Raw genomic sequence first — 24,563 nt, 5'->3', positions numbered from 1 at the left:
TCGAGCTGTGGAGTGGCCATGCTGGTGCATATCCCCGAGGTTCTGACCGCCGATCAGGTGCAGCGTTGCCGCGAGGTGATGGCGCGAACGGATTGGATCGATGGCCGCGGCACGGCGGGGCATCAATCGGCGAAGGTGAAGCGCAACCTGCAACTGCCGGAGGATTCGCCGGAGGCACGCGAGCTTGGGCAGATCGTGCTGTCCGCCTTGAATCGCAGCGCGCTGTTCACCTCGGCGGTGCTGCCGAAAACGATCTTTCCGCCGCTGTTCAATCGTTACGACGCGGACGGGCAGATGAATTTCGGCTCGCATGTCGATAATGCGATCCGCACCTCGCAGGTGTTCGGCGTGCGGATTCGCACCGACGTCTCCTCAACGCTGTTCCTGTCGTCACCCGACGAATACGATGGCGGCGAGCTGGTGGTGGAGGACACCTATGGTGCCCATTCGGTGAAGCTGCCGGCCGGCGACATGATCGTTTATCCGGCGACCAGCGTGCATCATGTCACGCCGGTCACGCGCGGCTCGCGGATCGCCTCGTTCTTCTGGACGCAGAGCATGATCGCCGACGTGACGCGGCGGGCGATGCTGTTCGATCTCGACATGTCGATCATCCGCCTCAGCGCCGATCATCCGGAGCATCCGTCGGTGGTGTCGCTGACCGCGCTGTATCATAACTTGCTGCGGCAATGGGCCGAGGTTTAGTCGTCCAGCATGGCCTGCATCGACGTGCTGAGCGCTTCCGCGATCGCGTCATGTGACGCTGGCCGGTAGCGGATCACGGCGGCGAGCTGCTTTTCCTCGGCGAACGCCAGCGCGCGCTCCGGCCCCATCACCATCAGCGCCGTCGCATAGGCATCAGCCTGCATGCACGAGTCGTGCAGGACCGTGGCGGTCACCATGCCGTTGTCGATGGGCATGCCGGTACGGGGATCGAGGGTATGCGAGTAGATCGCTCCCGCATGCTGGAAATGTCGTTCGCAGCCGGAGGTGGCGATCGCGAGACCATGTAGGGCAACGACAATGGGTGGGAGGTTTGCCCCGGCAGGAGTGTCGATGGCGACCCACCAGGGCGTGCCGTCCGGCTTGACGCCATGGCCGGTCAGCTCGCCGCCGATCTCCACCAGCGCGTCGACGATGCCGTACTGGCGCAATGTCCGCGCCACCAGATCGACGGCGTATCCCTTGGCGATGCCGCACAGATCGAGATGCGCCGGTTTGCTCCGCATCAATCGGCGGCTTGATGGATCGAAGGCGAGGTTGCGCCATCCGGACTGGCCCAGCGCCGCGTTGATGTCTGCGCTGGATGGGCGCTCTGGCGGAGCCGGCTGCGGGCCAAAACCCCAGAGGTTGATCAACGTGCCGAGCGCGGGATCGCAGCAGCCGTCGCTCTCTTCGGCAATGCACAGCGCGCACGCCATCACCTCGCAGAAGTCATGGGGCAGGGAGACCCACGCGCCGACGCGGCCCGCGTTGAAGCGGCTGATATCCGACTGCGGCTCCCACGGGCTCATCTGCGCGACGACGCGGGCGAGCCTTCGTTCGATCGCTGCCCGCACCGTGTCGGCGGCGTCGGCTAGGCCAACCCATGTCACGTTCCAGGATGTGCCCATCGTCGTCCCGCGCAGCGACTGCAGCGGGCCATCGGGACGCCGCAAGGCCGAGAGCGACAGCTCGCGCGGGATCGCGACGCGCCGCGCCGCGCTTGGCGGCAATGCCGATGTCGCCGTGGCGGCCGTCACGGCTTACGGAGGCAGGACTTCGAGCGTGCTGCTGTAGTTCGCGCGCCGCGTCGCGTTCTTGATCTTGCTCTTGTCGTCCTGGGTGCTGGCGTGGATCCAGTACATGCCTGGCGCCGGCCACGTCACGGTGAAGGTGCCGGACTCGTCGGTGGTGGTCTTGGTGTCGTTGAGCTTGTCGCGATAGCGGATGCCGCCGGGCACGACTTCAACGGCGACGCCTGCCGCGGGCTGGCCGTCGAGCGTCAGGCGGAACGTAGCCTTTTCACCGGCCACGAGATTATTCGGATGCGTGACCGGGACGAGTTCCAGTCCCGCGCCGGTGGTCTTCAGCACCGTATCGGTCGGCTTTCCCGATGTGACGAACACCTCGATCCGGCCCTGGATTTCGGAAATCTTCACATCGGTCGCGTTCGGCGGAATCTGGCTTTCGATGCTGTCGGCCTTGCCGCGCATGCGCTTCTGTTGGCCGTCCAGCTTGTAGCTGGCGAAGGCGCCCTGGTTCGCCACTGCGATCTTGTAGGTGCCGGGCTGGGTCAGCTTGACGTCGAATGTGTTGCGATAGCGTCCCTTGGCGATGTTCTCAGGTGCAGCAGCCGTGCCGTCCGGCGCGGTGACGGACAGGTTGTCGATCTGCAGCGGCTGGTGCTCGAAATAGAACAGATCGTTGGAGACGGCGGCATCCACCGTCACCCAGTTGTCCTTGCCGGACAGGACGGTGGCAGAGGGCAACAGCCAGGTGCGGTGGGCATAGGCCGAGACCGACAGCGCCGAGGACGCTGCGAGCACGAGAGCGGCGAGTTTCAGATGCTTTTGCATGGGCCGGGTCCTTCTGGCGACGATGCGTCCGACGGTGCGATCAAGGGGTCAGGGTAAAGGAGAGCGCGCCGATCTCGTGCTCGCCCTTGGCTTCGAGTTTCTGCGGCGCCTTCGGCGGCCATTGGAACGGGATGCGCAGCAGCTCGCGGCCGCCGACCTCGCGCGCGGCCTCGACGATCAGGTGATAGTCGCCGGCGGGCAGTTCGGCGAGCTGCTTGGCCTTGGTGTCGAAGGTGAGCTGATGAGTGCCCGGCGCCCGCGTCGGGCTCGACAGCCCGTCGGTCGGCATCGTCAGCTCGCGGCCGGTCCGGCGCCACCACTGGCGCATGTCCTTCAGCCACTTCACGCCCTCGTTGTCCTTCTGCTTCACGTCGTACCAGACCGCGAGGTTGGCGATCTTGTTGCCGTCGGCACTTTCGATCCAGAACGCGACATAAGGGCGGTGATACTCGGCAACCGTCAGGCGCGGAATGTCGATGCTGATGGTCGCATCGTTTGCCGCCGCGGGCAGGGTCAGGAGGCCGGTCAGAGCAGTGGAGATGGTCAGGCGCATGAGGTCTCTCAGTGATGAACCAGGAGCACGAGGAGAACGACGGGAATGACGAGGCCCATGCCGACGACCGGCCAGGTCGCCGGACGCTTGCCGGCATGGAGCTGCAACAGCAACAGTCCGGTCGCGCAGAAGACGAAACAGGCGACCGCGAAGATATCGATGAACCAGCTCCAGGCCGTGCCGGTATGGCGGCCCTTGTGCAGGTCGTTGAGGTAGGCGATCCAGCCGCGGCTGGTGCTCTCATAGGCCACCGCGCCATCGGCCCGGTCGATGCTGAGCCAGGCGTCGCCGCCGGGTCGCGGCAGCGAAACATACACGTCCTTGGCCGACCACTCGGTATCGCGGCCGGCGATATCGACGCCAAGCTGCGCCGAAATCCAGCGCTGGATCTCCCGTGGGAGCGGTTCCTTCGGACCTGCGGGGGGCGATGCCAGGCGGGACACGAGGTCCGCGGGCAACTGGGCATCCTTGGCAACCGTCACGGGATGCGCCTCAATCTGTCCGGCGTGGTTGAGGGTGAGGCCGGTCAGCGCGAACAGGAGCATTCCGATCAGGCAGATGCCGGAACTGATCCAGTGCCACTGATAGACCTGACGGAGCCATGCCGCGCGCCGCTTCTTCTGATCGCTGGTCCTGATTGCGTCCGTCATCGCTGCCGCCCGAGCTGGGTCGCACGCGACGCCGGGTCCCTTTTGCCGGCCTTATTAGAGGAGTGAATCCAGCTTTGCCATAAGCCTAGCTTAGGTTCGTTCTAAACAGGAGGCGCCCGGTTTCTCAGGTTTCCGTAACCCGGGCCGAGCCGCTCGATCACAAGGATGCGATGCCGCCCCTGTCCTTGGCGGATTGGCGTATTATCTCAAGTGCTGGAATCAGGCGTACACGTTCCCAAGCGTCTTTCGTCAAGGAGAGCCCCATGACGACCGCTGATATGACGACCGCCGATTGGACGACTGCAGCAGCACAGATCGAAGCCGCCGCGATGCGGGCCCTGCGCGAGACGCAGGGATAGGACGTCGATCATCAGGCCGACGCCATCGAGCACGCGATGGCGGAAGAACTCGGCAAGGTCGCCGTCAAGTCCGTGATCTACACCTCAGGCGAGATCGATCCCACCCAGTCGCAGTTGCCGCAGACCAAGCCCGGCGAGGTGCTGTTGATGGAGGAAGACCCGCGGCTGCAGAAGATGCCGGAGAAGCCGACGCTGGTCGATTTCTTCCGCCTTCGCTTCAGCCCGGCGAAGCAGCATCTGTTGCAGAGCGCGGCGCTGGCGCGGGAGAAGGGATGCGACGAGAAGGTGGTGATGGCCTGCCTGCTGCACGACATCTCGGTGGTCGGGTTCATCCAGGCCGACCATGGCTACTGGGGCGCGCAACTGGTCGAGCCCTATGTGGACGAGGAGGTCGCCTGGGCGATCCGCTATCATCAGGCGCTGCGGTTCTTTCCCGACGAGTCGGTCGGCTACGGCTATCCGGACGCCTACATCCGTTACTTCGGCAAGGATTTCAAACCGTCGAAGGTGATGTGCGAGGCCTATGACTACGCCCGCAACCACAAATGGTACATGACCGCGCGGCTGGTGACGCTGAACGACCTCTACGCGTTCGATCCGAACAAGCCCATCGAGATCGAGGCATTCACCGACATCATCGGCCGCAACTTCCGCCAGCCTGCGGAAGGCCTCGGCTACGACCACTCGCCGTCGGCGCATATGTGGCGCACGATCATCGCGCCGACCCGGTTCTTGTGAGGCCGTTCCCGCGGCCGTCACGCTTAGCCGCCGCGTCTCCCGCTATCGCGGGAGACGTGACGTGAGCGCCTTTAGCCCTTCACCGCAGCCGTAACCACGACTTCGATCTTCACGCCCGGGCCGAGATCATTGATGCCGATGGTGGCCCGCGCCGGCAGAGCATGGCTCGGCAGCCATTTGGTCCAGACCGGGTTCATCGCCGCCTTCTCGGCAATGTCGGTGACGTAGATCGTTGCGGCGAGGATGTGCTCCTTGTCGGAGCCGTGCTTGTTGAGCAACTCGTCGATCTCGGCGAACACCTGGGCGGCCTGGCCCGCCATGTCCTGCGACAGGTCTTCGGCGACGACGCCAGCCAGATAGAGCGTGTTTCCATGCCGGACAACGCCATGGAGAATTGATGACGGTTCGTGTCGTGTGATCACTGCCATGCCTTTCGTGGGTGAGTGTCAGCCGTTGAGGATGTGACACTTAGCGACACGCTTTCCCGTCAGCAAGCTGTCGACCCGCTCATGCTGTTGATCGTGGCCCGGCTGGGAGCGATGCTTGTCGATCGAGGCTTGGTCGCGCCAGCGCTCGGTCAGGAACACCACACGTCCGTCGCCGCCGATTGGCTGCGAGACCTCCATGCGCAGGCAGCCGTCGTCCTTCAGCGTCGCCTCGCAGTTTTCCAGCAGCCGCTCCATGAACAGCGTCCGGTTTTGCTCCGGCACGTCGTATTCGATGATGATCGCGATATGAGGGGCTTCAGCCATGGTCTGTCCTTGTCCGTGCGCGCCGGTCGTCTGTTGCTGTCTCCGGCTTGTAAGCAAGCGTACGGCCGCGCGGGCCGAAGTAAAATTTATTATCGAAAATGATTGATTGGTGTAATTTATCAATAGCTCCAGGATGAGGTGACGGGACGATGGACATTCCGCTTGCCGTCAACATGCGGCATATCCGGGCATTCCTCGCGATTGCCCAGCACGGCAGCTTCACGCGGGCGGCAGATCACCTCGGTCTGTCGCAACCGGCGCTGACCATCTGCATCCGCCAGCTCGAAGAGTGTCTGGGCCTCGCGGTATTCAACCGCACCACGCGCAAGGTGCTCCTGACGTTTGCCGGTCGCGAGTTCCTGCCGACGGCGCGGCGGCTGTTGTCGGAATTCGAGGCGGCGCTCACCAACATGCAGGCCCATGCCGACAGCCAGCGTGGTCGGGTCGCGGTGGCGTCGCTTCCGTCAGTGGCTGCCGAATGGCTGCCGCGGACGGTGTCGCATTTCGCGCGGACGTATCCACTGGTCAGCGTCGAGATCACCGTAGAGGACTCTCCGGGCGTGTACCGCCGTGTGCGCGAGAACGAAGCCAATTTCGGCTTTGCCGGCCAGTTGAAGCCTGCTCCCGACCTCGCGGTTCGCAAGCTGCAAGCCGAGGGGATCGGGCTCGTCTGCCGTCGCGACCATCCGTTGGCGATGCGGCGGGGCCGGCTGAGCTGGCCGGACCTTGCGGGCTATAACGTGCTCGATTCCGGCAACGATGACTGCATCCGCACGGTGCTCGCCCAGCATCCGCATCTGACCCCGACGCTGACGAGTTCGCAATATCGGACGAACAAGGCCGCGATCCTGGTGGCGATGGTGGAGGAGGGGATCGGCGTGACGGTGATGCCGCTGATGGCGGTGCCACGCGAATACCGCTCCATCCTTGCGTTCCGGCCGCTCCACGATCCGACCGTCGATCGCACCGTCTATCTGGTGCAGCGCCGCAGCCATATGCTCTCCGCAGCCGAGCAGCGCTTCATCGAGACGGCGCTGGCTCCGGTCGTCGGCGCGGCGGCGGACCAGGCCCGGCCGGCGACAAAACCGGTTTCCGTGCGTCGCGTGCGTGCAAAGCCTGGCGCGGCAAGACGGCAGCGGACGTAAACGTCCGGGCTAGACTAGGAACGTCCGGTCTAGGGAGCGGCCTGCGCCGGCGGCGGATCGAGCCGCTTCACCCGCTCGACCAGCATGTGCAGCGAGGTGATGTTGTCGAGCGACGCTTCCGCTGCCTGTGTTTCGTCGTTCGGCGAGCCCAGCGAGATCATCAGCAGCCGAGCCGTCTCGGCGGTTCGTGCCAGGCGCCGCGCTGTGTAGCGCATCAGCGATGGATTGAACGGCGAGAGGTGGCAGACGCAGACCACATCGGCGTCGCTGAGATCCGTGAGCTCCGGCGTGATGTTTTCCGAAGGACGGACGACCAGCCCTTGCCGCCGCAGAACATCGGCGACGATTGCGACGGCTGCGGCATCGAGCTTGCTCCGCCCGGGCAGGATGACCGCGACGCCGGCTGCATCGCGATCAGGCAATCGCACGACCTTCGACGATCGTGCGTTGCGGGCGGGCATGTCCGGCATGGGTTCTGGATCGTCGCGGCCGGCGAGATCGTCGACCACTTCCCTCACGCAATCGAGGATGTTCTCGAGCCGCTTGCTGTCGAGGCGTCCGCGCGCCATGTCGCTCTCGGCAAGTCGCAAAGCGCCGACAAGCACGTCATCATAGTAGCGCAGCAGCGGCATCTTCTTCAGCGTCCGTGTCGCCAGCTCGGAGGCCTCCACCGGATCGTCCGCCAGCATGCGCTGATAGATCATCTGCTGCGGCGTCAGCGGCGGCTCGTCGCCTAGCATGATGTCGATGAACTTCAGCCGTTCGACATGGCGCGAGAGCACCACGAGGCAGATCGTCAAGGGTGTCGAGACGAGCAAGCCGAGCGGACCCCAGAGCCAGGTCCAGAACGCCGCCGAAACGACGACAGCCACCGGCGACAGACCCGAGCTCTGTCCGTAGACGAGCGGTTCGATGATCTGGCCGATGATCGGCTCGACGACCAAAAACAGCAGCAGCGTCGCCAGCACCATCGACCACGAGCCGACCGCTGCCGCCAGCGCCAAGGGCAAGAGGGCTGAGAGCAGCGCGCCGATATACGGCACAAACCGCAGGATCATCGCGAGCAGGCCCCAGAGCGGCGCATTCGGCACGCCAATCAAGGCAAGGCCCGTGCCGATGATGATGCCGAATCCGGCGTTCAGTGCGAGCTGGGTGGCAAACAGCCGCTGCAGCCGGCTGCCGGCATCGTTCAGAGCGACTGTGGTTCGATCGATATCGTGGGCGCCTGCGACGCGGACGAAGCGGTTACGCAGATCCTCGCGTTGAAACAGGAAGAAGATGGTGAACAGGAGCACGACACCGGTGGTGGCCAGCGGCGACACCAGCGGGCTGACGACGGTCACAAGCCGCTGATAGACGCCGGGAACGGGTTGATGGATTTCGACCGGAATCGGTGTCGCACTGGGCGCGAGCTCCCGCACGTCTGCCGGCCGGTCGGGTTTATCCAGTTCATGGCCGAGGTCGTTCAGCAGCACGGTGGCGTTCTGCAGGATGCCCGGTCCGCCGATCATCTCCCGCAGCTTCTGCGCCTTCTCCCGCAACGTCGCTTGATACTGCGGCAACTCGCCGGCGAGCTGATTGACCTGGGTCGCGACCATGCCGCCCAGGCTGAGGATCACCGCGAGCGCGAACGTGACCGCGAAGAGGATGGCGACCGTTCTCGGACAGCGCCAGCGCTGCAGCAGCGTGACGAGCGGGCTGAGGACGAAGGTGAGCAGGACCGCAAGAACGATCGGGATCAGAATTTCCCGCGCCAGATACAGCGAGGCGACGACGACGGCTCCGACAAGAAGATTGGTGAAAGCAAAGCCCGCAGGAACGACCACAGCGTGTTTCCCGGTAAACGGCGGGTTTCCCCGCGGGATTGTCAAAGTCACCAACAGCCATTTCGGTTCCATGCGTCGCCGATGGGCGGACCTTTATCGAACAAGCACCGGAACATTGTGATGTCGGGACATTTAATCCGGCGGAGGACGGGAGATTGTCATGTATGCGTGGTCGGCTTTTCAGTATCTGAACGAGCAGGCGGCAGAAGAGGCCTTCGACATCGCATGGAGCTTTGTGCGTGCGACCTACACGATCGAGGATGAAATGATCGCGCAAGCGTTGCTCGCGACCGAGATCATGCGGTTGCTCGATCGCGGAGAGCGCCACAAGATCCGTCTGGCGAATCTCGCGATCTCGGCCTACGACAGAGCGCAGGCTGATGAAGGCAAGTCCGACTTTCCGGTCATCAGGATCGACTGACGGACCGAAGCGGTGTGATGCGGGGTGGGGGAGCTGTGGGAAAGCTCTTCGTCTTTCTGATCGTGGCAGGCGTCGCGGTGATTGCCGCGGCTCTGACGTTTGCTGTGCTCGCGGTCTAGCGCGTTGGCGTTTACTATTCTTCGTTGTCGCACCCTCTTTTTTCGGCGACGCCGCTCCCTACTTAACCATATGACAACGACGCGGGTGGAACATCCGCGTGCGTTGCGTGTTGCTTGAGCACTGGCGCGTCGCACGATGGTTTTGCGATCACGGCGGCGCGATCAGGTGTGTGAGTATCCGATGCCGCTGGTCCAGTACTTCTCATATGTCGGGGCGATCCTCCTCGCGGTGATGCTGGCTGTCGGTCACTATCTACCACCGCGCCCTGCCGGTTCGGAATCGATCCGTTACGATATCCGCGTCAAAGCTGATCACGGCGGTCAGAAGACGGCGGGTCCCACCACGTTCGCGGATTTCTCGGGAACGCTGCAGCAGCGGCCAGCATCGACCGACGCCGTGTCGCCGACGGTGAGGGACGCAATGGCGAAGGCGCCGGAAGCCTCGCACCAGACCGTCCGCGTCGTCCGCAACACCAGCCGCATTGCGAGGACAACGTCTTCGCGACCGGCCTCCTTGAGGACGGCCGCGGCGCCTCCTCCTCATCCGGTGCAAAGTCCGCGCCGAATGGCGGCTGTCCCGGTCGCGATCGATACCGAGATGGGAGCCGGCTGGCGCTAGCAGCGCGACGATCGGATTCGACCCGCGCGACGGTGCGAACCATTCTGCGGCGCACAATTCGCCGCACGTCTTGGCTTCAAATCCTTGCTATGGTCGAGTAGAGGCCACGAGTTCACGCCAGCACCATAATTGTGTCTGGCGCGGCGGAACACGCGTGCCGATCAATCGTTACGCCAACCGAGCCGGATTGGTTGGTATGTTGGGCAATGATGACTCTCATGAAGCGATTTGTAGCCTCGTCGCGCTTGCAGGACGAGGGATACTCTCGGCTGTTGCTTGAAAACATTGCCGGTTACGCGATTTGCATGCTCGACCCCGAGGGGCGGGTAGTCAGTTGGAACGCAGGCGCCCAGCGCAGCAAATTGTACTCCGCGCCGGAGATCATCGGCCAGCACGTCTCCGTCTTTTATACCCAGCAGGACCAGCAAAGCGGGTTGCCCGCACGCGCCCTCGACATGGCCCGCCGCCGTGGCAGGTTCGAGAACGACGGTTGGCAGGTTCGCAAGGACGGCACCTGCTTCTGGGCCAACACCGTCATCGAGCCGGTCTATGAGACGGATGGTGTGCTCGCCGGTTACGCCAAGGTCTCGCGGGATCTCACGGAACGCAAGCGGACCGAGGAGGCGCTGCGCACCAGCGAGCAGCAGTTCCGCCTGCTGGTGCAGGGTGTCACCGACTATGCGATCTTCATGCTGGACAAGGATGGATACGTCTCCAACTGGAATGTCGGCGCTCAGCGCATCAAGGGTTATGAACCGGACGAGATCGTCGGCCAGCACTTCTCGCAGTTCTATACGGAGGCCGATCGCGCCAACGGCGTGCCGGACAACGCCTTGCGGATGGCGCGGGAGGATGGACGGTATCGCGGCGAGGGATGGCGCGTCCGCAAGGACGGCACGCAGTTCTGGGCCAGTGTCGTCATTGATCCGATCTGGGCGGATGACGGGTCGCTGCTCGGCTTCGCCAAGGTCTCGCGAGATATCACCGAGCGACGGGATGCGGAGCGTGCGCTCGAGCAGGCCCGTGAGGCGCTGTTCCAATCGCAGAAGATGGAGGCGATCGGCCAGCTCACCGGCGGCGTCGCGCATGATTTCAACAACCTGCTTGCGGCGGTCATGGGCAGTCTGGAACGCGCCCTGAAGCGGCTGCCAAGCGATGACACCCGGATCAGGCCCTTGCTCGTGAATGCGCTCGAAGGCGCCAAGCGTGTTCGGCGCTGACACAGCGCATGCTGGCGTTTGCGCGGCGTCAGAACCTGAAGCCGGAGCCGATCGCGGTCCGGTCGCTGATCGATAACATGACCCCCTTGCTGCAACCCTCCCTCGGTCCGCGCGTCTATTTCGAGAACCGGGTGTCGGATCAGCTTCCGTGCGTGATCGCCGATACCAACCAGATCGAGATGGCGTTGATGAATCTCGCCATGAATGCGCGCGATGCAATGCCGGAGGGCGGCGAGCTTGTCATCGATGGATGTGAGGTGGTCGTTGGCAAGGATGACGGAGTGCTGAAGCCCGGCACCTATGTCTGCCTGTCGGTCATCGACCAAGGCGAAGGGATGGATGAGGTCACGCTCCGAAAGGCAATGGAGCCGTTCTTTACCACCAAAGGGATCGGCAAGGGGACCGGCCTCGGGTTGCCGATGGTCAAGGGCTTGGCGGAGCAGTCCGGCGGCCAACTCCGATTGCATAGCGAGAAGGGCAAGGGGACGCGTGCGGAGCTATGGCTTCCGGCAGCGACCGACGCGAGCGTGTCCGTGCAGCGAAGCGTTGACCGGCACACCGAGGGACAGCGGCCCTCGCTTCGCGTGCTTGCAGTCGACGACGACATGCTGGTGCTGATGAATACGGTTGCCGTGCTGCAGGAGCTCGGCCACGAGGTTTTGGAGGCGAGTTCGGCCGTCAAGGCGCTGGATATCCTGCGTTCCGGCAAAACGGTGGACGTGGTCGTGACGGATCAGGCGATGCCGCACATGACCGGACTTGAGCTCGCGGCGGCGATCCAGCAGGAATGGCCGCAGGTGCGGATCGTGCTTGCGACCGGTTATGGCGAGCTTCCGACTCAGTCGCAGCTTCGGTTTGCCAAGCTCTCCAAGCCGTTCATGGAGAAGGATCTCGTTCAGGCGATCGACCAAGCCTTGAGCGTCGGCGCCGATCCGGAACGGGCCAGCGCCTGAGCGGAACGGCGCTGGCGCGCCGCTTGTTGAAACCGTTCCGCTGCTCGCGCGTTGAGCTTCGTTCTTCCTCTGAACCGCCTTGGGGCGCGCGACTTGCAGCCAATCGCGACGAATGCCGCCGTTCACCTGTGCTTGGACATGCAGGCGATGTTCGGCCCCGACGGGCCGTGGCCGACGCCGTGGATGGAGCGCGTGCTTCCGAACGTGGTGCGGATCAGCGAGGCGCTGGCCGAGCGGACGGTCTTTACCCGCTTCATTCCCCCGGCCCATGCCGACGACATGCCCGGCCGCTGGCGGGACTTCTACCGCAAATGGCAGGTGGTCACGCGCGAGCGGATCGACCCGTCCTGCCTCCGTCTCGTTCCCGAGCTGGAACGGTTCATCCCGCCGGCGAAGCTGTTCGACAAAACCGTCTATTCGGCGTTCGCAGATGGCCGGCTGGCGCTGCGGCTGGCGGACCGGCGCGTCAACACCCTGATCGTGACCGGCGCCGAAACGGATGTCTGTGTCTTGTCGACGGTCATGAGTGCCGTCGACTACGGCTTTCGCACGGTTCTGATCACCGATGCGGTTTGCTCGTCGTCGGATGAAGGTCACGATGCGTTGATGCAGATGTATTCGCGGCGGCTGGACATCCAGATCGAGCTCGCCGGGACCCGGGAGGCAATCGAGGCGCTGGCGGGCTGAGGCTTATGGTCGCCTGTCATCTCCGGTTCCGGCATCTATCCCGGAAAGCCGTGAGGAACGAAATCTGCGCTGACGTGTCTTTGCCTCGTGGCGAGACAAGAGAGGAACTTGCCGCGCATCGTCGGGTTCACCTCGCTACGGGAAGCAAGGGAGAGAAGTCATGCGTGTCAGCGAACTGATGTCGACCGACGTCTGCACCGTCGATCCACAACAATCCCTGCAGATGGCGGCGCAGTGCATGTCGGAATTGGATATCGGCATCCTGCCGGTGGGCGAGAATGATCGGCTGGTCGGAATGATCTCCGATCGCGACATCGCGGTCCGCGGCATTGCCGCAGGCAAGGGGCCGAGCATTCCGGTGCGGGATGTGATGAGCAAGGATGTAAAATACTGCTTCGAGGATCAGGAGATCGAGGACGTCACCCGCAATATGGCGGACCAGCAGATTCGCAGGTTGCCGGTTCTCAACCGTGACAAACGGCTGGTCGGCATTCTTTCGCTGGGAGACGTGGCGCTGGCCGAGGCGGGATCGCGAAAGATGCAGCATGTCGGCAATGCATTGGCCGGCATATCCCAGCCGGGGGGCGAGCATTCCCAGTCGGACGGCCGGCTGTAACAACCGGCGCGCGGATTGGACGGCGGCAGACGTGACGTGCCGCCGTCCTTCGCGGACCCGCGGCTCAAACATCAGAGGAGACAGGTGATGGGACAGGCGCTTTACCGGGTCCTGCCCGTTCGCAAGGGCGAATGGGGCATCGACCACGACGGCAAGGTCACCGGATCGTATGCGACCCGCGAGGCCGCCTTCGAGGCTGCGGTCGCTTCGGCCAGTCTCGCCATCCATGAGGGACATCGGGTCGAGGTGATCGTCGACGGACAGGGCGACATGATCTCCGGCAGCACCGCCACCGGGCCGAGTGGATACGACCAGTGAGGATGGCTGCCGGTGGCCAGTTAGGCGCGATGGAATGCCACGCGCAGTTCGTGCTTTGCGGCTTCCAGTTTCTTGCGCCGGGTGGCGGAAAGGTTCTTGCCGGCGCGATTGATGTAGAAGGTGAGCATCGACATCGCCGAGCGGAATGGCGACGATTTGCGGCGGTGGTTGTGCTCGGCCGATCGTTTCAGCGAGGCGGCGATCTGCTTGGGCGATTGCTTGAAGATTTGCTGCTTGAGATCGAGCGCATCGCTCGTGCGCGTGACCTCCGCCGACCAGCGTCTCTTGGATGACTTTTTCGACGATCGGGGCATAGCCAATCTCCCTATCGGTCTAGCGTCGCCGCTTCTTGGATGCCTTCGCTTTCGACGTCTTCTTGGATGAGCGCTTCTTGGATGATCTTTTCTTGGAGGATCGTTTCTTGCTGTTGCTGGTGCGCTTCTTCGGGACTTTCTTGCCTTCCCGACGTGCCTCGGAAAGACCGATTGCGATCGCCTGCTTGCGGCTCTTGACCTTGCGGCCGCTGCGTCCGCTTCGAAGCTTGCCCGACTTGCGCTTTCTCATCGCGCGCTCGACCTTTCGTCCGGCGCCTTTGGAGTAACGCCTTTTCGCTGCTTTCTTCGCCATGCCGGCTCCGTCTGGTTTCGCTCCCGTTCGGTCAATCTCTCCGGCGTCACATCGTTCCCCGAAAGCGCGGGTGCTGTGGAACCATCCTGCGCCACGCTTCGTGATTGAAGAAATTCCTCGGCCAAGGAACAACATTTTCGCCGCGCGAGTTAGCGGCACGGAGGCCGACATGTGCGCCGAACGATCTAAGCGTGCTGTGAGTGTCCTGTATCCTCTGCCAAGGAGCCTGCGCGTGCGGCAATGGGCCATCATCCCGCAATGCGAGGATCCGGAACTGGAGGAGTGGATGATCTCGAGCACACCGGATGCCGGGGCCCGCGTGGATAGCCAATCGGTTGCGGTGCGCGCGTGAGCCGTTCGGCGGCGTCAGACAACCGTGACGACCACGAGCGGAAGGAAAGGGTGCAGGGCATGGGAGCGACTTTTTTCGGCAACGAGACCGCGCCGTCGCCTGACGAGATCGTCGATCGCAGAAAGCCTCCGATCTGTCCGCGTTGCCACATCCAGATGTGGCTGACCGAATTTACGCGAAAGGAATCGGATCAGGGCAGCAAGGAGATCCGCGGCTATCAATGCAAGCAGTGCGGCTTCGACGCATCGACGGAGGTGCTGGTGCCGCTCCGGCCGCAGCGTGAAGCCTTGCTGCGGTGATCGCAGAAGGTGGAGCGGGATACCTTAAAGCGCGGCTGAGCGGACTTATTCACAGCGATCCACAGCAAAGCATCCCGGTGCCGTATTTTTACGCGCGTGCAGGGGAACGAAACACCGCTGCTGGTCTTGGTCTCTTCATGGAGGAACCCATCTTGATGCAGCACTATGTATTCGAGATTACCGACCTCACCTCGTTCGAGGAGACGGCGGGCGAGCTATGGCTTGAGGACGACGCCGTCGCCGAGGAGGGGCGGTTGCTCGCCGCGGCGATGCTGCGTGAGCAACCCTACTTGATGAACCAAGGTCTTTGCATCGTCGCCTTCGATGCAAACGGCTGTGCGGCATTCCTGGAGCCGCTGGATACGGTGCACTGAGCGCGCGTATGAACCACTCAACGGGTGAGCAAGGTCCGCAGTGAGCTTGCTGCCTGATCATAGCCGTCCCACGCCTTGCTCTTGCCGAGCAGCGCCGGAACCGTCCGCACGGTGAAGCGTGTCGGCTCGAGACCCGCCTTCACCTGCGTCCATGTCAGCGGCATCGATACCGTCGCGCCCGCGCGTGCCCGCGGCGAGAGCGGCGCGACAGCGGTCGATTTCTGGTCGTTGCGCAGATAGTCCAGGAAGATCTTTCCCTTGCGCAGGCTCTTGGTCATCTTGATCAGATAGCGTGCGGGGCTGTCGCTTGCCATCTGCGCGCAGACGGCTTGCGCAAAGGCCTTGGCCTGCTTCCAGGTGACGGTGTCGTTCTTGCCATGAGCCAGCGGCGTCACCACATGCAAACCCTTGCCGCCGGTCGTCTTGCAGAAGCTCTCAAGACCCAGGGCCGAGAGCCGCTCGCGCATTTCCTTCGCGGCGTCGATCACGGCATCGAATGCGACATCGGGAGCCGGGTCGAGATCGAACACCAGCCGACCGGGCACATCGGGACGGCCGGGAGCGCCGTTCCATGGATGCAGCTCGATCCCGCCCGACTGTGCGACGGCGATCAAACCCTCCAGACTGTCCACCTGCAGGTAGGGCTTGCGATCGCCGGAGACTTTGACCTCGGTGACGAATTCCGATTGGCCGGGCATCGCATGGCGCTGGAAGAACGTTTCCTTGCCGATGCCGTCGGGCGCCCGCAGGATCGAGCACGGCCGGCCCTTGATGTGGGGCAGCATCCAATCCGCGACTGCCTCGAAGTATTCCGCGAGATCCTGCTTGGTGATCGGCTTGCCGTCGGCGTCCGCGGGCCATAGCGGCTTATCCGGTTTGCTGATGACGATGCCCGACACGGTTGCATTCTTGGTGGACCGTTTTGCCGGCGCGCTCAGTCGCGCGCGCCGGGCAGCAGCCCGTTCGGATTTCGCCTGGTCGGCGAGCGGGTCGGGTTTCGGCGTCGTGCGATGGGCGATCTCGGCGCGCACTTCGCTCGCGGGCTTGTCGAAGCGCAATCCTTTGAAAGCCGCCTGCCGCACCATGCCATCGTCGGTCCATCCGGCGAATTCGATCTCGGCGACGAGCTCGGGCTTCAGCCAGTGGATCGTCTTGCCACCGGATGGAGCGCCCTTGCCGCTGAATGGGCTCTTCGATGCCGCGGCGGCTTCGAGCGCCGGCATGATGCGCCTGACGGTGTCGGCGCTGTAGCCGGTCCCGACGATTCCCGTATAGACGAGACGCCCGTCCTTGTTGACGCCGACCATTAGCGAGCGGAATTTGCCGTTCGTGGTTTTCCAGCCACCGATCACCACCTCATGGCCTGGGCGCGACTTGGTCTTGATCCAACTGCCGCCACGGCCAGACCGGTACGGCGCATCGATTTCCTTCGACACTGCGCCCTCCAGCCCCTCCTTCTGCACATTGGCCATGAAGGCGTCGCCGTCGGCGGCGAAGTGTTCGACGTAACGGATCGGCGCTGCGCGGCCGCGAAAATGCTTCCGCAGCAGGGCGTGCAGCTTCGCCTTGCGTTCGCCCAGCGGCAGCTCGCGCAGATCTTCGCCGCTTGCGAACAGAAGGTCGAAGGCGAAGAAGACGAGATCGTCGGTGTTGCCGTCGTCCGACAGCGCCGCCTGCATGGCGGAAAAGTCCGGATGACCCTGATCGTTCTGGGCGATGATTTCACCGTCGATGATGACATCGGGAAGCTGGGCTGCGGCTTTGGCGATCGTTGCGAAACGATCGGTCCAGTCCAGGGCCTTGCGCGTCTTCAGCGAGACCTCGCCATCTTTGACGCGCATCTGGATGCGGTAGCCGTCGAACTTGATCTCATGCACCCAGCGGTCTCCGTTGGGCGGGCGTTGCGCGGCATTGCAGAGCTGCGGCGGCACGAAGTCCGGAAGATCGTCGGTTTTGATCGCCTTCGCGCGTTTGGCAGCGCCCGACGCTGGGCGGGGGCTTTTGGTGCGAGATGTCTTCGAGGCAGCCTTGAAACCAACCTTGGAACCAGCCTCGGAGGTCGCCTTCGCCGCGGCGCGCGGCGTTGGCGCAGGGCGAGGGCGGCTGGCCCGCGCCTCCGCCGCGGCGCCCTGATTGGAATTCCAGACGGCCGCAGCTCCCGCCGTCTGCCGGCTCATCATGAACGGCTTCGGTGCGCGGCCCTTGCCTTCGGCGATCTGTTTCAACGTGCGCCCGGAGGCGACCGAGCGGTCATCGTCGAGCACCCGCGCCCCGTCGCCGTCCATCGCATACTCGTCGCGGTGCTTGATCAGCAGCCAGTTGGTGCGCTTGCCGCCGGTGCGATCATGCTTCATGCGCACCAGCACCCATTCGCCTTCGAGTTTCTGCCCCATCAGCGCGAATTTGAGGTCGCCTTTGGCGAGACCTTTATGCGGATCGTCGGCATGCCAGTATCCGCGATCCCAGATTTCGACGGTGCCGCCGCCGTACTGTCCCTTGGGAATGGTGCCTTCGAAGTCGCCGTAGTCGAGCGGATGGTCCTCGACCTCGACCGCGAGGCGCTTGTCCTTTGGATCGAGCGAGGGCCCGCGTGTCACCGCCCATGACTTGAACACGCCGTCGAGCTCCAGGCGGAAATCGTAGTGCAGGCGGGTGGCGTCGTGCATCTGGATGACGAACCGCGGCAGTTTCGAACGGGCGACGCGCGCCTTGCCGCTCGGTTCGGAGGTCTTCGAGAAGTCGCGCTTCTTGCGATAGGTCGAGAGCTTTGCAGTGGCCACGGCAGGTCTCGCGCGATGATGATCACACCGACAACGCCCGAAGGGGTCAGGAGTGCCGGCGCAGCTTGGCTTTTTCCGCGGGACTGCGGGCGCTCTTGCGCAAGGCGTCCTTCAGGTCGATCGGCACGCCGTGCTTCTTGAGCAGATCGGCGAAGGCCTCGTCGGCAAGATCCTGGATCGTCGCCATCCGGTCTCGGCCGAGCTGGGCAAGCGCGCTCATCGTCTCGTCATCGAAGGCGATAAGCTTGCGCGGCATGGTCAGCCGGTCCGCTTCTGCCGCGTTGTCGTGCGCGCGGGACGTTTGCCGGCTTCGCGGGCGGGTGCGCTCTTGGCGGCCTTCTGACCTTTGCCCTCGATCGGAAACAGCATTTCACGCTGGCCTTCGACTCGCTTCTTGGCTCGGCCGCGCTTCTTCGGCGCAGCTTCCGTCTCCGCGGCAGCTTTGCCGCCCTTCAGGCTTTGCCGCAGCGCGTCCATCAAGTTGATGACGTTGCCTTCGGTCTTCACCTTGGCCTTGGTGATCGGGCGGCCAGCCTGCTTCTGGTTGATCAGCTCGATCAGGGCCGCCTCGTAATGGTCTTCGAATGCCTCCGGCTCGAAGTGGCCGGACTTCTGATCGACGATATGCTTGGCGAGATCGAGCATATCCTTCGTGATCTTCACATCCTGGATGTCGTCGAAGTAGTCGGCGGACTGGCGGACCTCATAAGGATAGCGCAACAGCAGTCCGACCAGCCCTTTGTCGCGCGCCTCCAGCGCGATGATGTGCTCGCGATTGGTCAGCACGACGCGCGCGAGAGCGACCTTGCCGGTCGCCCTGATGGTGTCGCGGATGACCGCATAGGCATCGTGGCCGACCTTGCCGTCGGGGACGAGATAGTAGGGGCGGACGATGTAGAGATCGTCGATCTCGTCGCGTGGCACGAACTGATCGATCTCGATGGTATGGGTCGATTCCAGCGCGATGTTGTCGAGCTCGTCTTTGCTGACCTCGATGTAGGTATCGGTATCGACCTTGTAGCCCTTGACGATGTCTTCGCTGTCGACATCCTCGCCGGTTTCCGCATCGATCCGCTGATACTTGATGCGGTGGCCGGTCTTGCGATTGATCTGGTTGAACGAAATCTTCTCGGTTTCCGATGTGGCCGGAAACAGCGCGACCGGGCAGGTCACGAGAGAGAGACGCAAGAAGCCCTTCCAATTCGCACGCGGAGCCATTGGTTACTCCAAACTCGGGTTACTCCAAACTCGGCTGCTTCAAACGGGTTGCCGGATCGGGCGAGATGACGAGGCAGTATGACGCGCTTAACGAGGCAATTGTTCAATATCACGATGCTCTTAAGGTTCCGAATCCGATCGTGGTAAACGCCGCGATATATAGCCCATCGTTCCTGTTGTGTTCTGGAACAATGATGTCCGGCAGCGTTTGATCGCAGGAGAACTTCTGTCATTTGCAGCGGACGGATCGATGTCGGAGCAGGATCCGAAGAGCCTTGCCGAACTCAACCGGGCCATCGCCGAGGCGCCGCCTTACGTGAAAGGCAGCGACCACGCAGTCCTCGGCGAGGGGCCCGCGGATGCGGCCATCGTCTTCGTCGGTGAGCAGCCCGGCGATCAGGAGGATGTGCAGGGGCGGCCGTTCGTCGGTCCCGCCGGACAGTTGCTGCGGCGGGCGATCGCAGAAGCCGGCATCGATGGCGACGACGTCTACTTCACCAACGCCGTGAAGCATTTCAAATTCGAACGGCGCGGCAAGCGGCGGATTCATCAATCGCCGACGACCGGAGAGATCAAGCATTATCGCTGGTGGCTCGAGAAGGAGCTGGAACTCATCAAGCCGAAGCTGACGGTGGCGCTGGGCGCGAGCGCTGCCCGTGCGCTCGCGGGCAAGTCCGTGTCGGTGATGCGCGAGCGGGGACAGACGCGCTTCGCCGGCCGCCCGGGTTACGTCACCGTGCATCCGTCCTATCTGTTGCGTATGCCGGACGATACGGCGCGGCGTCAGGGCTATAAGGATTTCGTCGCCGACATGCGCCGTATCCGGAAGATTGCAGCGTAACGACACCGACCCGCGACGCTCTCGCGTGTGGGTGGCTCGCCCCATGGCGGGGAACCGCATCCTATCCGCGCGCGTTTTAGACGCGAATGGAGCGGGTAAGCATGGTCGAACCAGGATCGAACGATGAGTGCGTCGCGTAACTGGTTCTCGGTTCTCGCAAGCGGCGCCTCGCGCGCCGCAGGACGCGCCCCGGTGTTCGCGTTGGCCGTATCGGTTGTCGTGGTCTGGGGATTGTCCGGGCCGCTGTTCGATTTCTCCGACACCTGGCAGCTCGTGATCAACACCGGCACGACCATCGTCACCTTCCTGATGGTCTTCCTGATTCAGAACTCGCAGAATCGCGACAGCGCTGCGATCCAGGTCAAACTCGACGAGCTGATCAGGACCGGTCATGTCCGCAATGCTTTCATCGGCATCGAACACCTCAACGATGATGAGCTCGATGAACTGAAGCGGAAGATCGAGGCGCGCGCCGCGCGGCATGGGCACAGCGACCAGCACGGGCATCGTGAGACCGGAGCGACCGGCGGCAGTGTCGCCCAGACATCCGCCCCGGTCGCCGAGAAGGCCACCCGGTGAGCCGTCGGTGGCCGCCTGGGATGTCCTCCGTCGAAGGATATTTCTATCGACTGATCGTTTGTTGGTGGAATGACCTTCTCCGCTGAATGACTTCCTTGGCAACTTAAACTCAATTTTCGGCGCGTCTGGACCCGCCACCGGGCACCCTTTAGATCACTGCCGACAGACGTTGGCTTCGTCGCCTGAACCAGGACGTTGTGCCGTGCCCGACCTTTCAGCCCTTGCCGGATTTGCCATTGGTCTCGCCTTCGGCGGGCTGGGATTGCTCACGGGCTTCTGCCTGTTGAGCGGACTGCGCGACTGGTGGAACGACAACGATGGCCGCAAGCTGCGCAGCTTCGCGCTGGCGCTCGCCGTGGCCATTGCCGGCACCCAAGCGCTCGCCGTCACCGGCACCGTCGAGATCGGCAAGTCGCTCTATCTGCAGCCGACCTTCTCGGCGCCGCTGATCTTCGTCGGCGGGCTTCTGTTCGGTCTCGGTATGGTGCTTTCGAATGGTTGCGCGGCGCGGGCGCTGGTGCTGCTCGGCAAGGGCAATCTGCGTTCGCTCGTCGTGATTGCGCTGATCGGCATCACCGCGCAGATGACTCTGAAGGGGCTGCTCGGTCCCGCGCGCCTGGCATTCATGCAGTGGACGCAAGTGTCGCCGGACGCGGTGTCCGTTCCCGCCTTGCTGTCGATGCTCGGTCTGTCCGATCTTGCCGCGCGCGTGCTGGCGACGGGTGCGATCAGCGGCGGACTGGCGATCTTCGCCTTCTCGGACGCGACTTTCCGCCGTTCGCTCTCGGCGGTAATCGCGGGCCTTGGCGTCGGCGCGCTGGTGGTGGCCGGCTGGGCCGCAACCGGCTGGTTCGCCGTCGATGAGTTCAACCCGATCCCGGTGACCTCGCTGACCTTCGTCGCGCCGTTGTCGGATTCGCTGCAATATGTGATGCTGTCCACCGGCCTGTCGCTGAGCTTCGGTGTGGCCGTCGTGTTCGGCGTGCTCGCGGGCAGCTTCACGATCGCGCTGCTGACCGGCCGCTTCCAGCTTGAGGGCTATACCTCCGCGCCGCACATGCTGCGCTCGGTCTCGGGCGCGATGCTGATGGGCATCGGCGGCGCAATGGCCTATGGCTGCTCGGTCGGCCAGGGCCTCACCGGGCTGTCGACGCTGGCACTGCCGTCGTTCGTCGCCGCGGCCGGTATCCTGAGCGGTGCCGCGATCGGCCTGCGCGGCCGGGCTGTCGTGCCGGCGCTTGCCGCGCGCTGAGCGGCCTGAATTCAAGTGTCCTGAATGAGTGAGGCGAGCGCCATGGCAGCGTGCTTGTTTGCGCGCGCGAGGCCTATAACATGACGCATCCTTTGCGAACGCGGAGAACGGCGATGCGAACCCTGTACAGTGCGATCGTGGCGGTGATGCTGCTGGCCTTGGCGCCCTTGCCGGGGTTGGCCGCGGAGAGGGAGCATCGCATTGCGATCCAGGTCGATCAGGACGATCCACAGGTGATGAATCTCGCGCTCAACAACGCCGCCAACATCATGGAATATTACAAGTCCAGGAACGAGACGGCGCAGATCGAGCTCGTCACCTTCGGTCCCGGCTTGCACATGCTGCGCAGTGATAGCTCGCCGGTGCGGGACAGGATCAAGCAGATCGTCGATGCGAGCTTCCCGTCGACCATCAAGTTTCTCGCCTGCGAGAACACCAAGCAGGGCATGGAGAAGCGCGAGGGCAAGCCGGTCGGCATGATCTCGCAGGCCGAACTCGTCCCCTCCGGCGCGGTACGGCTGATCGAGCTGCAGGAGCAGGGCTGGAGCTATCTACGGCCCTGAGGGCTCAGCGGCATAGGCCGCCGCCCGAAGCGCCGTCACGCGAGTTCGATCAATCGATCCGCCGGCCCCGGCCGATCAGGCCGCCGAATTTGCGCTGCAGCAGATCCCGCGTCGAGCCTTCGACCAACAGCGCGATGCCGAGCCGGGCGCCGATCACCATGCCGCCGACCGCGAATGGCCATGACAGCGCCAGCATCGATCCGGCGGTGAGCCCCTGGCCGATGGTGCAGCCGCCGGCGAGAATGCCGCCGCTTCCCATCAGCACAGCGCCGAGGAGATGGCGGCGCATCTCGCGATCGTCATCGAAGGCTTCCCAGCGCAGCTCGCCCGCGTGCCAGGCGGCGAGCATGGCACCGATCGCCACGCCGAACACGCTGCCGACGCCGAAGTCCGCGAAAGCTGCCGGATTGAACAGCCCGGCGAAGATCGCTTTGCCGACCGTCGAGACGAAGGTCAGGCTTTGCGGATGCGACGGGCCGGCGAACTCGTCGCGCAGCCAGGTGGTGACCGCCCAGCCGAGCACGACCAGCGCGCCGAGCACGATGCCTGCGCTGAGCAGGCGCGGCGCGCGCCACAGCCGGCGATCACCGAGCGCAAGCCAACAGAGGCTTACGCCGAGGATGGCGGCAAGCGGGATCCGCACGTCGAAGCCGAGCGCGCGGCCGGAGAGCGAGGCCATGTCGGAGCGGATGCCGTCCGGCATCGGCAGCGCCAAGTGCTCCAGCACGCCGACCCGGAAACCGGCGAACGCGCCGCGCAGCGTCGCATAGGCGCAGGCGCCGAACACGAGGATGACGATCAGGCTGCGGAGATCGCCGCCGCCGAGCCGGACCAGCGAGCCGAAGCTGCATGTGCCGACCATCGCCATGCCGATGCCGAACATGGTGCTGCCGAGCAGGATCGAGACCAGCGGCAAGGCGGGTGGGATGTAATTGGTCAGTTCGGGATTCAGCAGCCCGGTGGCGATCAGTCCTTGCGTGCCGAGAACCGCAATGCCGAGCGCCAGCCCGAGAACCCTCAGCCGGCGACTGTCGCCGCCGACGAGGGCATCCTCGATCGCGCCGAATGTGCAGAGCCTTGCCCGGCGCGCGGCGAATCCGGCCGCAACGCCGATCAAAAGGCCGCACAAGGCGAGGATCCAGGCAGATTGCGTCTGCATGGCGTTCACTCCCTGACAGCACGATCCGGACCACATGTCCGATGCGACCGTGCTCGATACGGTATGGCGCGAAGCTTATCCCGGCCGGTGCCGGAAATGCTTCATTCTCCGCTGCTGTCGACGCGGTCTGTCAGTCCTTCGTCTTGGCCGGCGGGGCACAGAAGATGTCGTAGACCACGGAAATCACCCGCCGCACGTCGTCGTTGGCGAGACGGTAATAGATGGTCTTGCCGTCGCGGCGCGTGTCCACCATGCCGTCGTAGCGCAACCGCGCAAGCTGTTGCGAGACCGCCGACTGGCGCAGCGACAGGATGTTCTCCAGTTCGCTCACCGAACGTTCGCGCTCGGCCAGCAGGCAGAGCAGCAGCAGACGGCTTTCATGCGAGAGCGCCTTGAGGAAATTGCTCGCCTTGCGCGCCTTGGTCATGAGCTGGTCGAGCTCGGGCGAATACTCCGCGCCGTCGCGCAATTCGTTCTCAAGTTCAGGGGAGAGGATCGATGCCATGGTGTATGCCGATCGCTATGACGGGGTGAGCTTCGCGCCCGCCGGTCGCGTTGCCCGCAGCTTCGCAACGAGCTGGTCGAGCAGACCCCAGAAGGCGTCGTCGTTGATGTATCCGGTGATGCGACCGACCTCGCGTCCGCCATCCACCACGACGAAGGTCGGTGTGAACAGTACGGGTGTTGCCAAAATCATGCCTTGCGGCGCACGGGCGTCGATGTTGACACGGCGCAGCGGCAGCAGCTTCGCGGTTTCGGTCTTGGGATAGAGCGCGCCGACCTCGTGGTCCCAGCGTTCGCACCATGGACAGCCCGTGCGCGCGAACATCACGAGCTCTGCGGCCTGCGCCAGCGCCGGCCAAGCGACCGCTGCTGCAAGCATGGCTGCTGCGAGCAGAGCTGTTTTTGGGCGCAAGCGTGGCAACATGTGTTACATATACACGAATTCGCATATTTCTTCCAGAGTGCGGGTCTTAGAAAAGCT

Annotated in this window: 28 protein-coding genes and 2 pseudogenes; 15 read left to right on the top strand and 15 right to left on the bottom strand. The window is 63.8% G+C overall.

From position 1 onward, the window contains the following. Positions 1-18: 18 nt before the first annotated feature. A complete protein-coding gene (locus tag X566_RS02215; protein WP_034463108.1) occupies positions 19-705 on the top strand; it encodes a Fe2+-dependent dioxygenase in 687 nt (228 codons plus the stop codon). Here X566_RS02215 and X566_RS02210 read toward each other — a convergent pair. From X566_RS02210 to X566_RS02195, 4 genes are read right to left on the bottom strand one after another with little or no spacing between them, the layout of a single operon-like run. After that, on the bottom strand, positions 702-1,742 hold the full coding sequence (locus X566_RS02210; RefSeq protein WP_244434650.1) for an FAD:protein FMN transferase: 1,041 nt from the start codon (positions 1,740-1,742) through the stop codon (positions 702-704). The two genes, X566_RS02215 and X566_RS02210, sit on opposite strands and share 4 nt — an antisense overlap. A gap of 3 nt (positions 1,743-1,745) precedes the next feature. Further along, the gene (locus tag X566_RS02205; RefSeq protein ID WP_034463105.1) at positions 1,746-2,558 is read right to left on the bottom strand and encodes a DUF4198 domain-containing protein; all 813 of its coding nucleotides are present in this window, start codon (positions 2,556-2,558) and stop codon (positions 1,746-1,748) included. Between the two features lie 40 nt (positions 2,559-2,598). After that, positions 2,599-3,111: a DUF2271 domain-containing protein gene (locus tag X566_RS02200; RefSeq protein ID WP_034463103.1), complete on the bottom strand. Its 513-nt coding sequence runs from the start codon at positions 3,109-3,111 to the stop codon at positions 2,599-2,601. An 8-nt stretch (positions 3,112-3,119) separates the two neighbouring features. Further along, positions 3,120-3,761 carry a PepSY-associated TM helix domain-containing protein gene (locus X566_RS02195; RefSeq protein ID WP_034463101.1) on the bottom strand — a complete coding sequence of 214 codons (642 nt, stop codon included), beginning with the start codon at positions 3,759-3,761 and terminating at the stop codon, positions 3,120-3,122. Between the two features lie 395 nt (positions 3,762-4,156). Here X566_RS02195 and X566_RS02190 point away from each other — a divergent pair, with 395 nt between their 5' ends. Continuing rightward, positions 4,157-4,858 carry an HD domain-containing protein gene (locus X566_RS02190; RefSeq protein WP_051443813.1) on the top strand — a complete coding sequence of 234 codons (702 nt, stop codon included), beginning with the start codon at positions 4,157-4,159 and terminating at the stop codon, positions 4,856-4,858. 71 nt (positions 4,859-4,929) lie between these two features. On the opposite strand, the gene X566_RS02185 is transcribed toward X566_RS02190, so the two are convergent. Together X566_RS02185 and X566_RS02180 are read right to left on the bottom strand one after the other, a co-directional pair. Continuing rightward, positions 4,930-5,286 carry a RidA family protein gene (locus X566_RS02185; RefSeq protein ID WP_034463099.1) on the bottom strand — a complete coding sequence of 119 codons (357 nt, stop codon included), beginning with the start codon at positions 5,284-5,286 and terminating at the stop codon, positions 4,930-4,932. Positions 5,287-5,304: 18 nt separating this feature from the next. Continuing rightward, positions 5,305-5,610 carry a putative quinol monooxygenase gene (locus X566_RS02180; protein ID WP_034463097.1) on the bottom strand — a complete coding sequence of 102 codons (306 nt, stop codon included), beginning with the start codon at positions 5,608-5,610 and terminating at the stop codon, positions 5,305-5,307. Positions 5,611-5,759: 149 nt separating this feature from the next. Here X566_RS02180 and X566_RS02175 point away from each other — a divergent pair, with 149 nt between their 5' ends. After that, complete coding sequence (locus tag X566_RS02175) at positions 5,760-6,755, top strand: LysR family transcriptional regulator (protein WP_034463095.1); 996 nt, start codon at positions 5,760-5,762, stop codon at positions 6,753-6,755. A gap of 29 nt (positions 6,756-6,784) precedes the next feature. Here the strand turns inward: X566_RS02175 and X566_RS02170 are convergent, their stop codons facing one another. Then, positions 6,785-8,581: an AI-2E family transporter gene (locus tag X566_RS02170; RefSeq protein WP_051443812.1), complete on the bottom strand. Its 1,797-nt coding sequence runs from the start codon at positions 8,579-8,581 to the stop codon at positions 6,785-6,787. A gap of 160 nt (positions 8,582-8,741) precedes the next feature. On the opposite strand from X566_RS02170, the gene X566_RS02165 reads away from it, so the two are divergent. From X566_RS02165 to X566_RS02140, 6 genes and pseudogenes are all read left to right on the top strand, one after another. Further along, positions 8,742-9,002 (top strand): hypothetical protein, encoded by a 261-nt coding sequence (locus X566_RS02165; RefSeq protein ID WP_051443811.1) that lies wholly within the window; start codon positions 8,742-8,744, stop codon positions 9,000-9,002. A gap of 300 nt (positions 9,003-9,302) precedes the next feature. Beyond that, the gene (locus X566_RS02160) at positions 9,303-9,740 is read left to right on the top strand and encodes a hypothetical protein (protein ID WP_034463093.1); all 438 of its coding nucleotides are present in this window, start codon (positions 9,303-9,305) and stop codon (positions 9,738-9,740) included. Between the two features lie 209 nt (positions 9,741-9,949). Then, positions 9,950-11,913, top strand: a pseudogene (locus X566_RS02155) (PAS domain S-box protein). A 51-nt stretch (positions 11,914-11,964) separates the two neighbouring features. After that, complete coding sequence (locus tag X566_RS02150) at positions 11,965-12,600, top strand: isochorismatase family cysteine hydrolase (RefSeq protein WP_343213029.1); 636 nt, start codon at positions 11,965-11,967, stop codon at positions 12,598-12,600. Between the two features lie 160 nt (positions 12,601-12,760). Then, positions 12,761-13,216, top strand: a complete 456-nt coding sequence (locus X566_RS02145; RefSeq protein WP_034463091.1) for a CBS domain-containing protein — start codon at positions 12,761-12,763, stop codon at positions 13,214-13,216. Between the two features lie 87 nt (positions 13,217-13,303). Continuing rightward, on the top strand, positions 13,304-13,534 hold the full coding sequence (locus X566_RS02140) for a hypothetical protein (protein WP_034463088.1): 231 nt from the start codon (positions 13,304-13,306) through the stop codon (positions 13,532-13,534). 20 nt (positions 13,535-13,554) lie between these two features. Here X566_RS02140 and X566_RS02135 read toward each other — a convergent pair whose 3' ends face one another. Together X566_RS02135 and X566_RS25565 are read right to left on the bottom strand one after the other, a co-directional pair. Further along, positions 13,555-13,848 carry a DUF3175 domain-containing protein gene (locus X566_RS02135; RefSeq protein WP_034463087.1) on the bottom strand — a complete coding sequence of 98 codons (294 nt, stop codon included), beginning with the start codon at positions 13,846-13,848 and terminating at the stop codon, positions 13,555-13,557. A gap of 19 nt (positions 13,849-13,867) precedes the next feature. Then, on the bottom strand, positions 13,868-14,161 hold the full coding sequence (locus X566_RS25565) for a DUF6496 domain-containing protein (RefSeq protein WP_034463085.1): 294 nt from the start codon (positions 14,159-14,161) through the stop codon (positions 13,868-13,870). Between the two features lie 411 nt (positions 14,162-14,572). Between X566_RS25565 and X566_RS02120 the strand changes: the two genes are divergently transcribed. Both X566_RS02120 and X566_RS02115 read left to right on the top strand, forming a co-directional pair. After that, the gene (locus tag X566_RS02120; protein ID WP_152539775.1) at positions 14,573-14,812 is read left to right on the top strand and encodes a hypothetical protein; all 240 of its coding nucleotides are present in this window, start codon (positions 14,573-14,575) and stop codon (positions 14,810-14,812) included. Positions 14,813-14,967: 155 nt separating this feature from the next. Continuing rightward, positions 14,968-15,186, top strand: a complete 219-nt coding sequence (locus tag X566_RS02115) for a hypothetical protein (protein ID WP_152539774.1) — start codon at positions 14,968-14,970, stop codon at positions 15,184-15,186. A 17-nt stretch (positions 15,187-15,203) separates the two neighbouring features. Here X566_RS02115 and ligD read toward each other — a convergent pair whose 3' ends face one another. The 3 genes from ligD to X566_RS02100 are packed head-to-tail and all read right to left on the bottom strand — an operon-like array spanning position 15,204 to position 19,184. Continuing rightward, a complete protein-coding gene (gene ligD, locus X566_RS02110) occupies positions 15,204-17,966 on the bottom strand; it encodes a DNA ligase D (RefSeq protein WP_034463079.1) in 2,763 nt (920 codons plus the stop codon). Positions 17,967-18,012: 46 nt separating this feature from the next. Further along, positions 18,013-18,222, bottom strand: a complete 210-nt coding sequence (locus X566_RS02105; RefSeq protein WP_034463078.1) for a hypothetical protein — start codon at positions 18,220-18,222, stop codon at positions 18,013-18,015. Positions 18,223-18,224: 2 nt separating this feature from the next. Beyond that, positions 18,225-19,184, bottom strand: coding sequence for a Ku protein (locus X566_RS02100; RefSeq protein ID WP_034463077.1), 960 nt, complete (start codon positions 19,182-19,184; stop codon positions 18,225-18,227). A gap of 238 nt (positions 19,185-19,422) precedes the next feature. On the opposite strand from X566_RS02100, the pseudogene X566_RS02095 reads away from it, so the two are divergent. From X566_RS02095 to X566_RS02080, 4 genes and pseudogenes are all read left to right on the top strand, one after another. Beyond that, positions 19,423-20,025 (top strand): annotated as a pseudogene (locus X566_RS02095) (UdgX family uracil-DNA binding protein); the annotation flags it as partial. A 123-nt stretch (positions 20,026-20,148) separates the two neighbouring features. Beyond that, positions 20,149-20,604: a low affinity iron permease family protein gene (locus X566_RS02090; RefSeq protein ID WP_081740016.1), complete on the top strand. Its 456-nt coding sequence runs from the start codon at positions 20,149-20,151 to the stop codon at positions 20,602-20,604. Between the two features lie 202 nt (positions 20,605-20,806). After that, positions 20,807-21,856 carry a YeeE/YedE family protein gene (locus X566_RS02085; protein ID WP_034463076.1) on the top strand — a complete coding sequence of 350 codons (1,050 nt, stop codon included), beginning with the start codon at positions 20,807-20,809 and terminating at the stop codon, positions 21,854-21,856. A gap of 113 nt (positions 21,857-21,969) precedes the next feature. Next, positions 21,970-22,419, top strand: a complete 450-nt coding sequence (locus X566_RS02080; RefSeq protein WP_034463075.1) for a DsrE family protein — start codon at positions 21,970-21,972, stop codon at positions 22,417-22,419. Between the two features lie 49 nt (positions 22,420-22,468). Here the strand turns inward: X566_RS02080 and X566_RS02075 are convergent, their stop codons facing one another. The 3 genes from X566_RS02075 to X566_RS02065 all read right to left on the bottom strand — a co-directional run bounded on the left by X566_RS02075 (position 22,469) and on the right by X566_RS02065 (position 24,461). Beyond that, positions 22,469-23,578, bottom strand: coding sequence for a YeeE/YedE family protein (locus tag X566_RS02075; protein ID WP_034463073.1), 1,110 nt, complete (start codon positions 23,576-23,578; stop codon positions 22,469-22,471). Positions 23,579-23,708: 130 nt separating this feature from the next. Further along, positions 23,709-24,083 carry a metalloregulator ArsR/SmtB family transcription factor gene (locus X566_RS02070; RefSeq protein WP_034463072.1) on the bottom strand — a complete coding sequence of 125 codons (375 nt, stop codon included), beginning with the start codon at positions 24,081-24,083 and terminating at the stop codon, positions 23,709-23,711. 15 nt (positions 24,084-24,098) lie between these two features. After that, positions 24,099-24,461 (bottom strand): hypothetical protein, encoded by a 363-nt coding sequence (locus X566_RS02065; RefSeq protein ID WP_051443808.1) that lies wholly within the window; start codon positions 24,459-24,461, stop codon positions 24,099-24,101. Positions 24,462-24,563: the final 102 nt, after the last annotated feature.

The sequence above is a fragment of the Afipia sp. P52-10 genome, assembly GCF_000516555.1.
Lineage (GTDB): Bacteria > Pseudomonadota > Alphaproteobacteria > Rhizobiales > Xanthobacteraceae > P52-10.
Note: the sequence above shows the minus strand (reverse complement) of the source record. Positions and strands in the feature narration are given on the sequence as shown.

Excerpts from the sequence above, each read along its gene's own strand:
- X566_RS02070 (WP_034463072.1), bottom strand. The coding sequence starts at position 24,083 with ATGGCATCGATCCTCTCCCCTGAACTTGAGAACGAATTGCGCGACGGC.
- X566_RS02190 (WP_051443813.1), top strand. The coding sequence starts at position 4,157 with ATGGCGGAAGAACTCGGCAAGGTCGCCGTCAAGTCCGTGATCTACACC.
- X566_RS02140 (WP_034463088.1), top strand. The coding sequence starts at position 13,304 with ATGGGACAGGCGCTTTACCGGGTCCTGCCCGTTCGCAAGGGCGAATGG.
- X566_RS02065 (WP_051443808.1), bottom strand. The coding sequence starts at position 24,461 with ATGCTTGCAGCAGCGGTCGCTTGGCCGGCGCTGGCGCAGGCCGCAGAG.
- X566_RS02195 (WP_034463101.1), bottom strand. The coding sequence starts at position 3,761 with ATGACGGACGCAATCAGGACCAGCGATCAGAAGAAGCGGCGCGCGGCA.
- X566_RS25565 (WP_034463085.1), bottom strand. The coding sequence starts at position 14,161 with ATGGCGAAGAAAGCAGCGAAAAGGCGTTACTCCAAAGGCGCCGGACGA.
- X566_RS02075 (WP_034463073.1), bottom strand. The coding sequence starts at position 23,578 with ATGCAGACGCAATCTGCCTGGATCCTCGCCTTGTGCGGCCTTTTGATC.
- X566_RS02175 (WP_034463095.1), top strand. The coding sequence starts at position 5,760 with ATGGACATTCCGCTTGCCGTCAACATGCGGCATATCCGGGCATTCCTC.
- X566_RS02145 (WP_034463091.1), top strand. The coding sequence starts at position 12,761 with ATGCGTGTCAGCGAACTGATGTCGACCGACGTCTGCACCGTCGATCCA.
- X566_RS02115 (WP_152539774.1), top strand. The coding sequence starts at position 14,968 with ATGCAGCACTATGTATTCGAGATTACCGACCTCACCTCGTTCGAGGAG.
- X566_RS02080 (WP_034463075.1), top strand. The coding sequence starts at position 21,970 with ATGCGAACCCTGTACAGTGCGATCGTGGCGGTGATGCTGCTGGCCTTG.
- X566_RS02180 (WP_034463097.1), bottom strand. The coding sequence starts at position 5,610 with ATGGCTGAAGCCCCTCATATCGCGATCATCATCGAATACGACGTGCCG.
- X566_RS02120 (WP_152539775.1), top strand. The coding sequence starts at position 14,573 with ATGGGAGCGACTTTTTTCGGCAACGAGACCGCGCCGTCGCCTGACGAG.
- X566_RS02215 (WP_034463108.1), top strand. The coding sequence starts at position 19 with ATGCTGGTGCATATCCCCGAGGTTCTGACCGCCGATCAGGTGCAGCGT.
- X566_RS02160 (WP_034463093.1), top strand. The coding sequence starts at position 9,303 with ATGCCGCTGGTCCAGTACTTCTCATATGTCGGGGCGATCCTCCTCGCG.
- X566_RS02200 (WP_034463103.1), bottom strand. The coding sequence starts at position 3,111 with ATGCGCCTGACCATCTCCACTGCTCTGACCGGCCTCCTGACCCTGCCC.
- X566_RS02100 (WP_034463077.1), bottom strand. The coding sequence starts at position 19,184 with ATGGCTCCGCGTGCGAATTGGAAGGGCTTCTTGCGTCTCTCTCTCGTG.
- X566_RS02090 (WP_081740016.1), top strand. The coding sequence starts at position 20,149 with ATGAGTGCGTCGCGTAACTGGTTCTCGGTTCTCGCAAGCGGCGCCTCG.
- X566_RS02205 (WP_034463105.1), bottom strand. The coding sequence starts at position 2,558 with ATGCAAAAGCATCTGAAACTCGCCGCTCTCGTGCTCGCAGCGTCCTCG.
- X566_RS02165 (WP_051443811.1), top strand. The coding sequence starts at position 8,742 with ATGTATGCGTGGTCGGCTTTTCAGTATCTGAACGAGCAGGCGGCAGAA.
- X566_RS02185 (WP_034463099.1), bottom strand. The coding sequence starts at position 5,286 with ATGGCAGTGATCACACGACACGAACCGTCATCAATTCTCCATGGCGTT.
- X566_RS02135 (WP_034463087.1), bottom strand. The coding sequence starts at position 13,848 with ATGCCCCGATCGTCGAAAAAGTCATCCAAGAGACGCTGGTCGGCGGAG.
- X566_RS02105 (WP_034463078.1), bottom strand. The coding sequence starts at position 18,222 with ATGCCGCGCAAGCTTATCGCCTTCGATGACGAGACGATGAGCGCGCTT.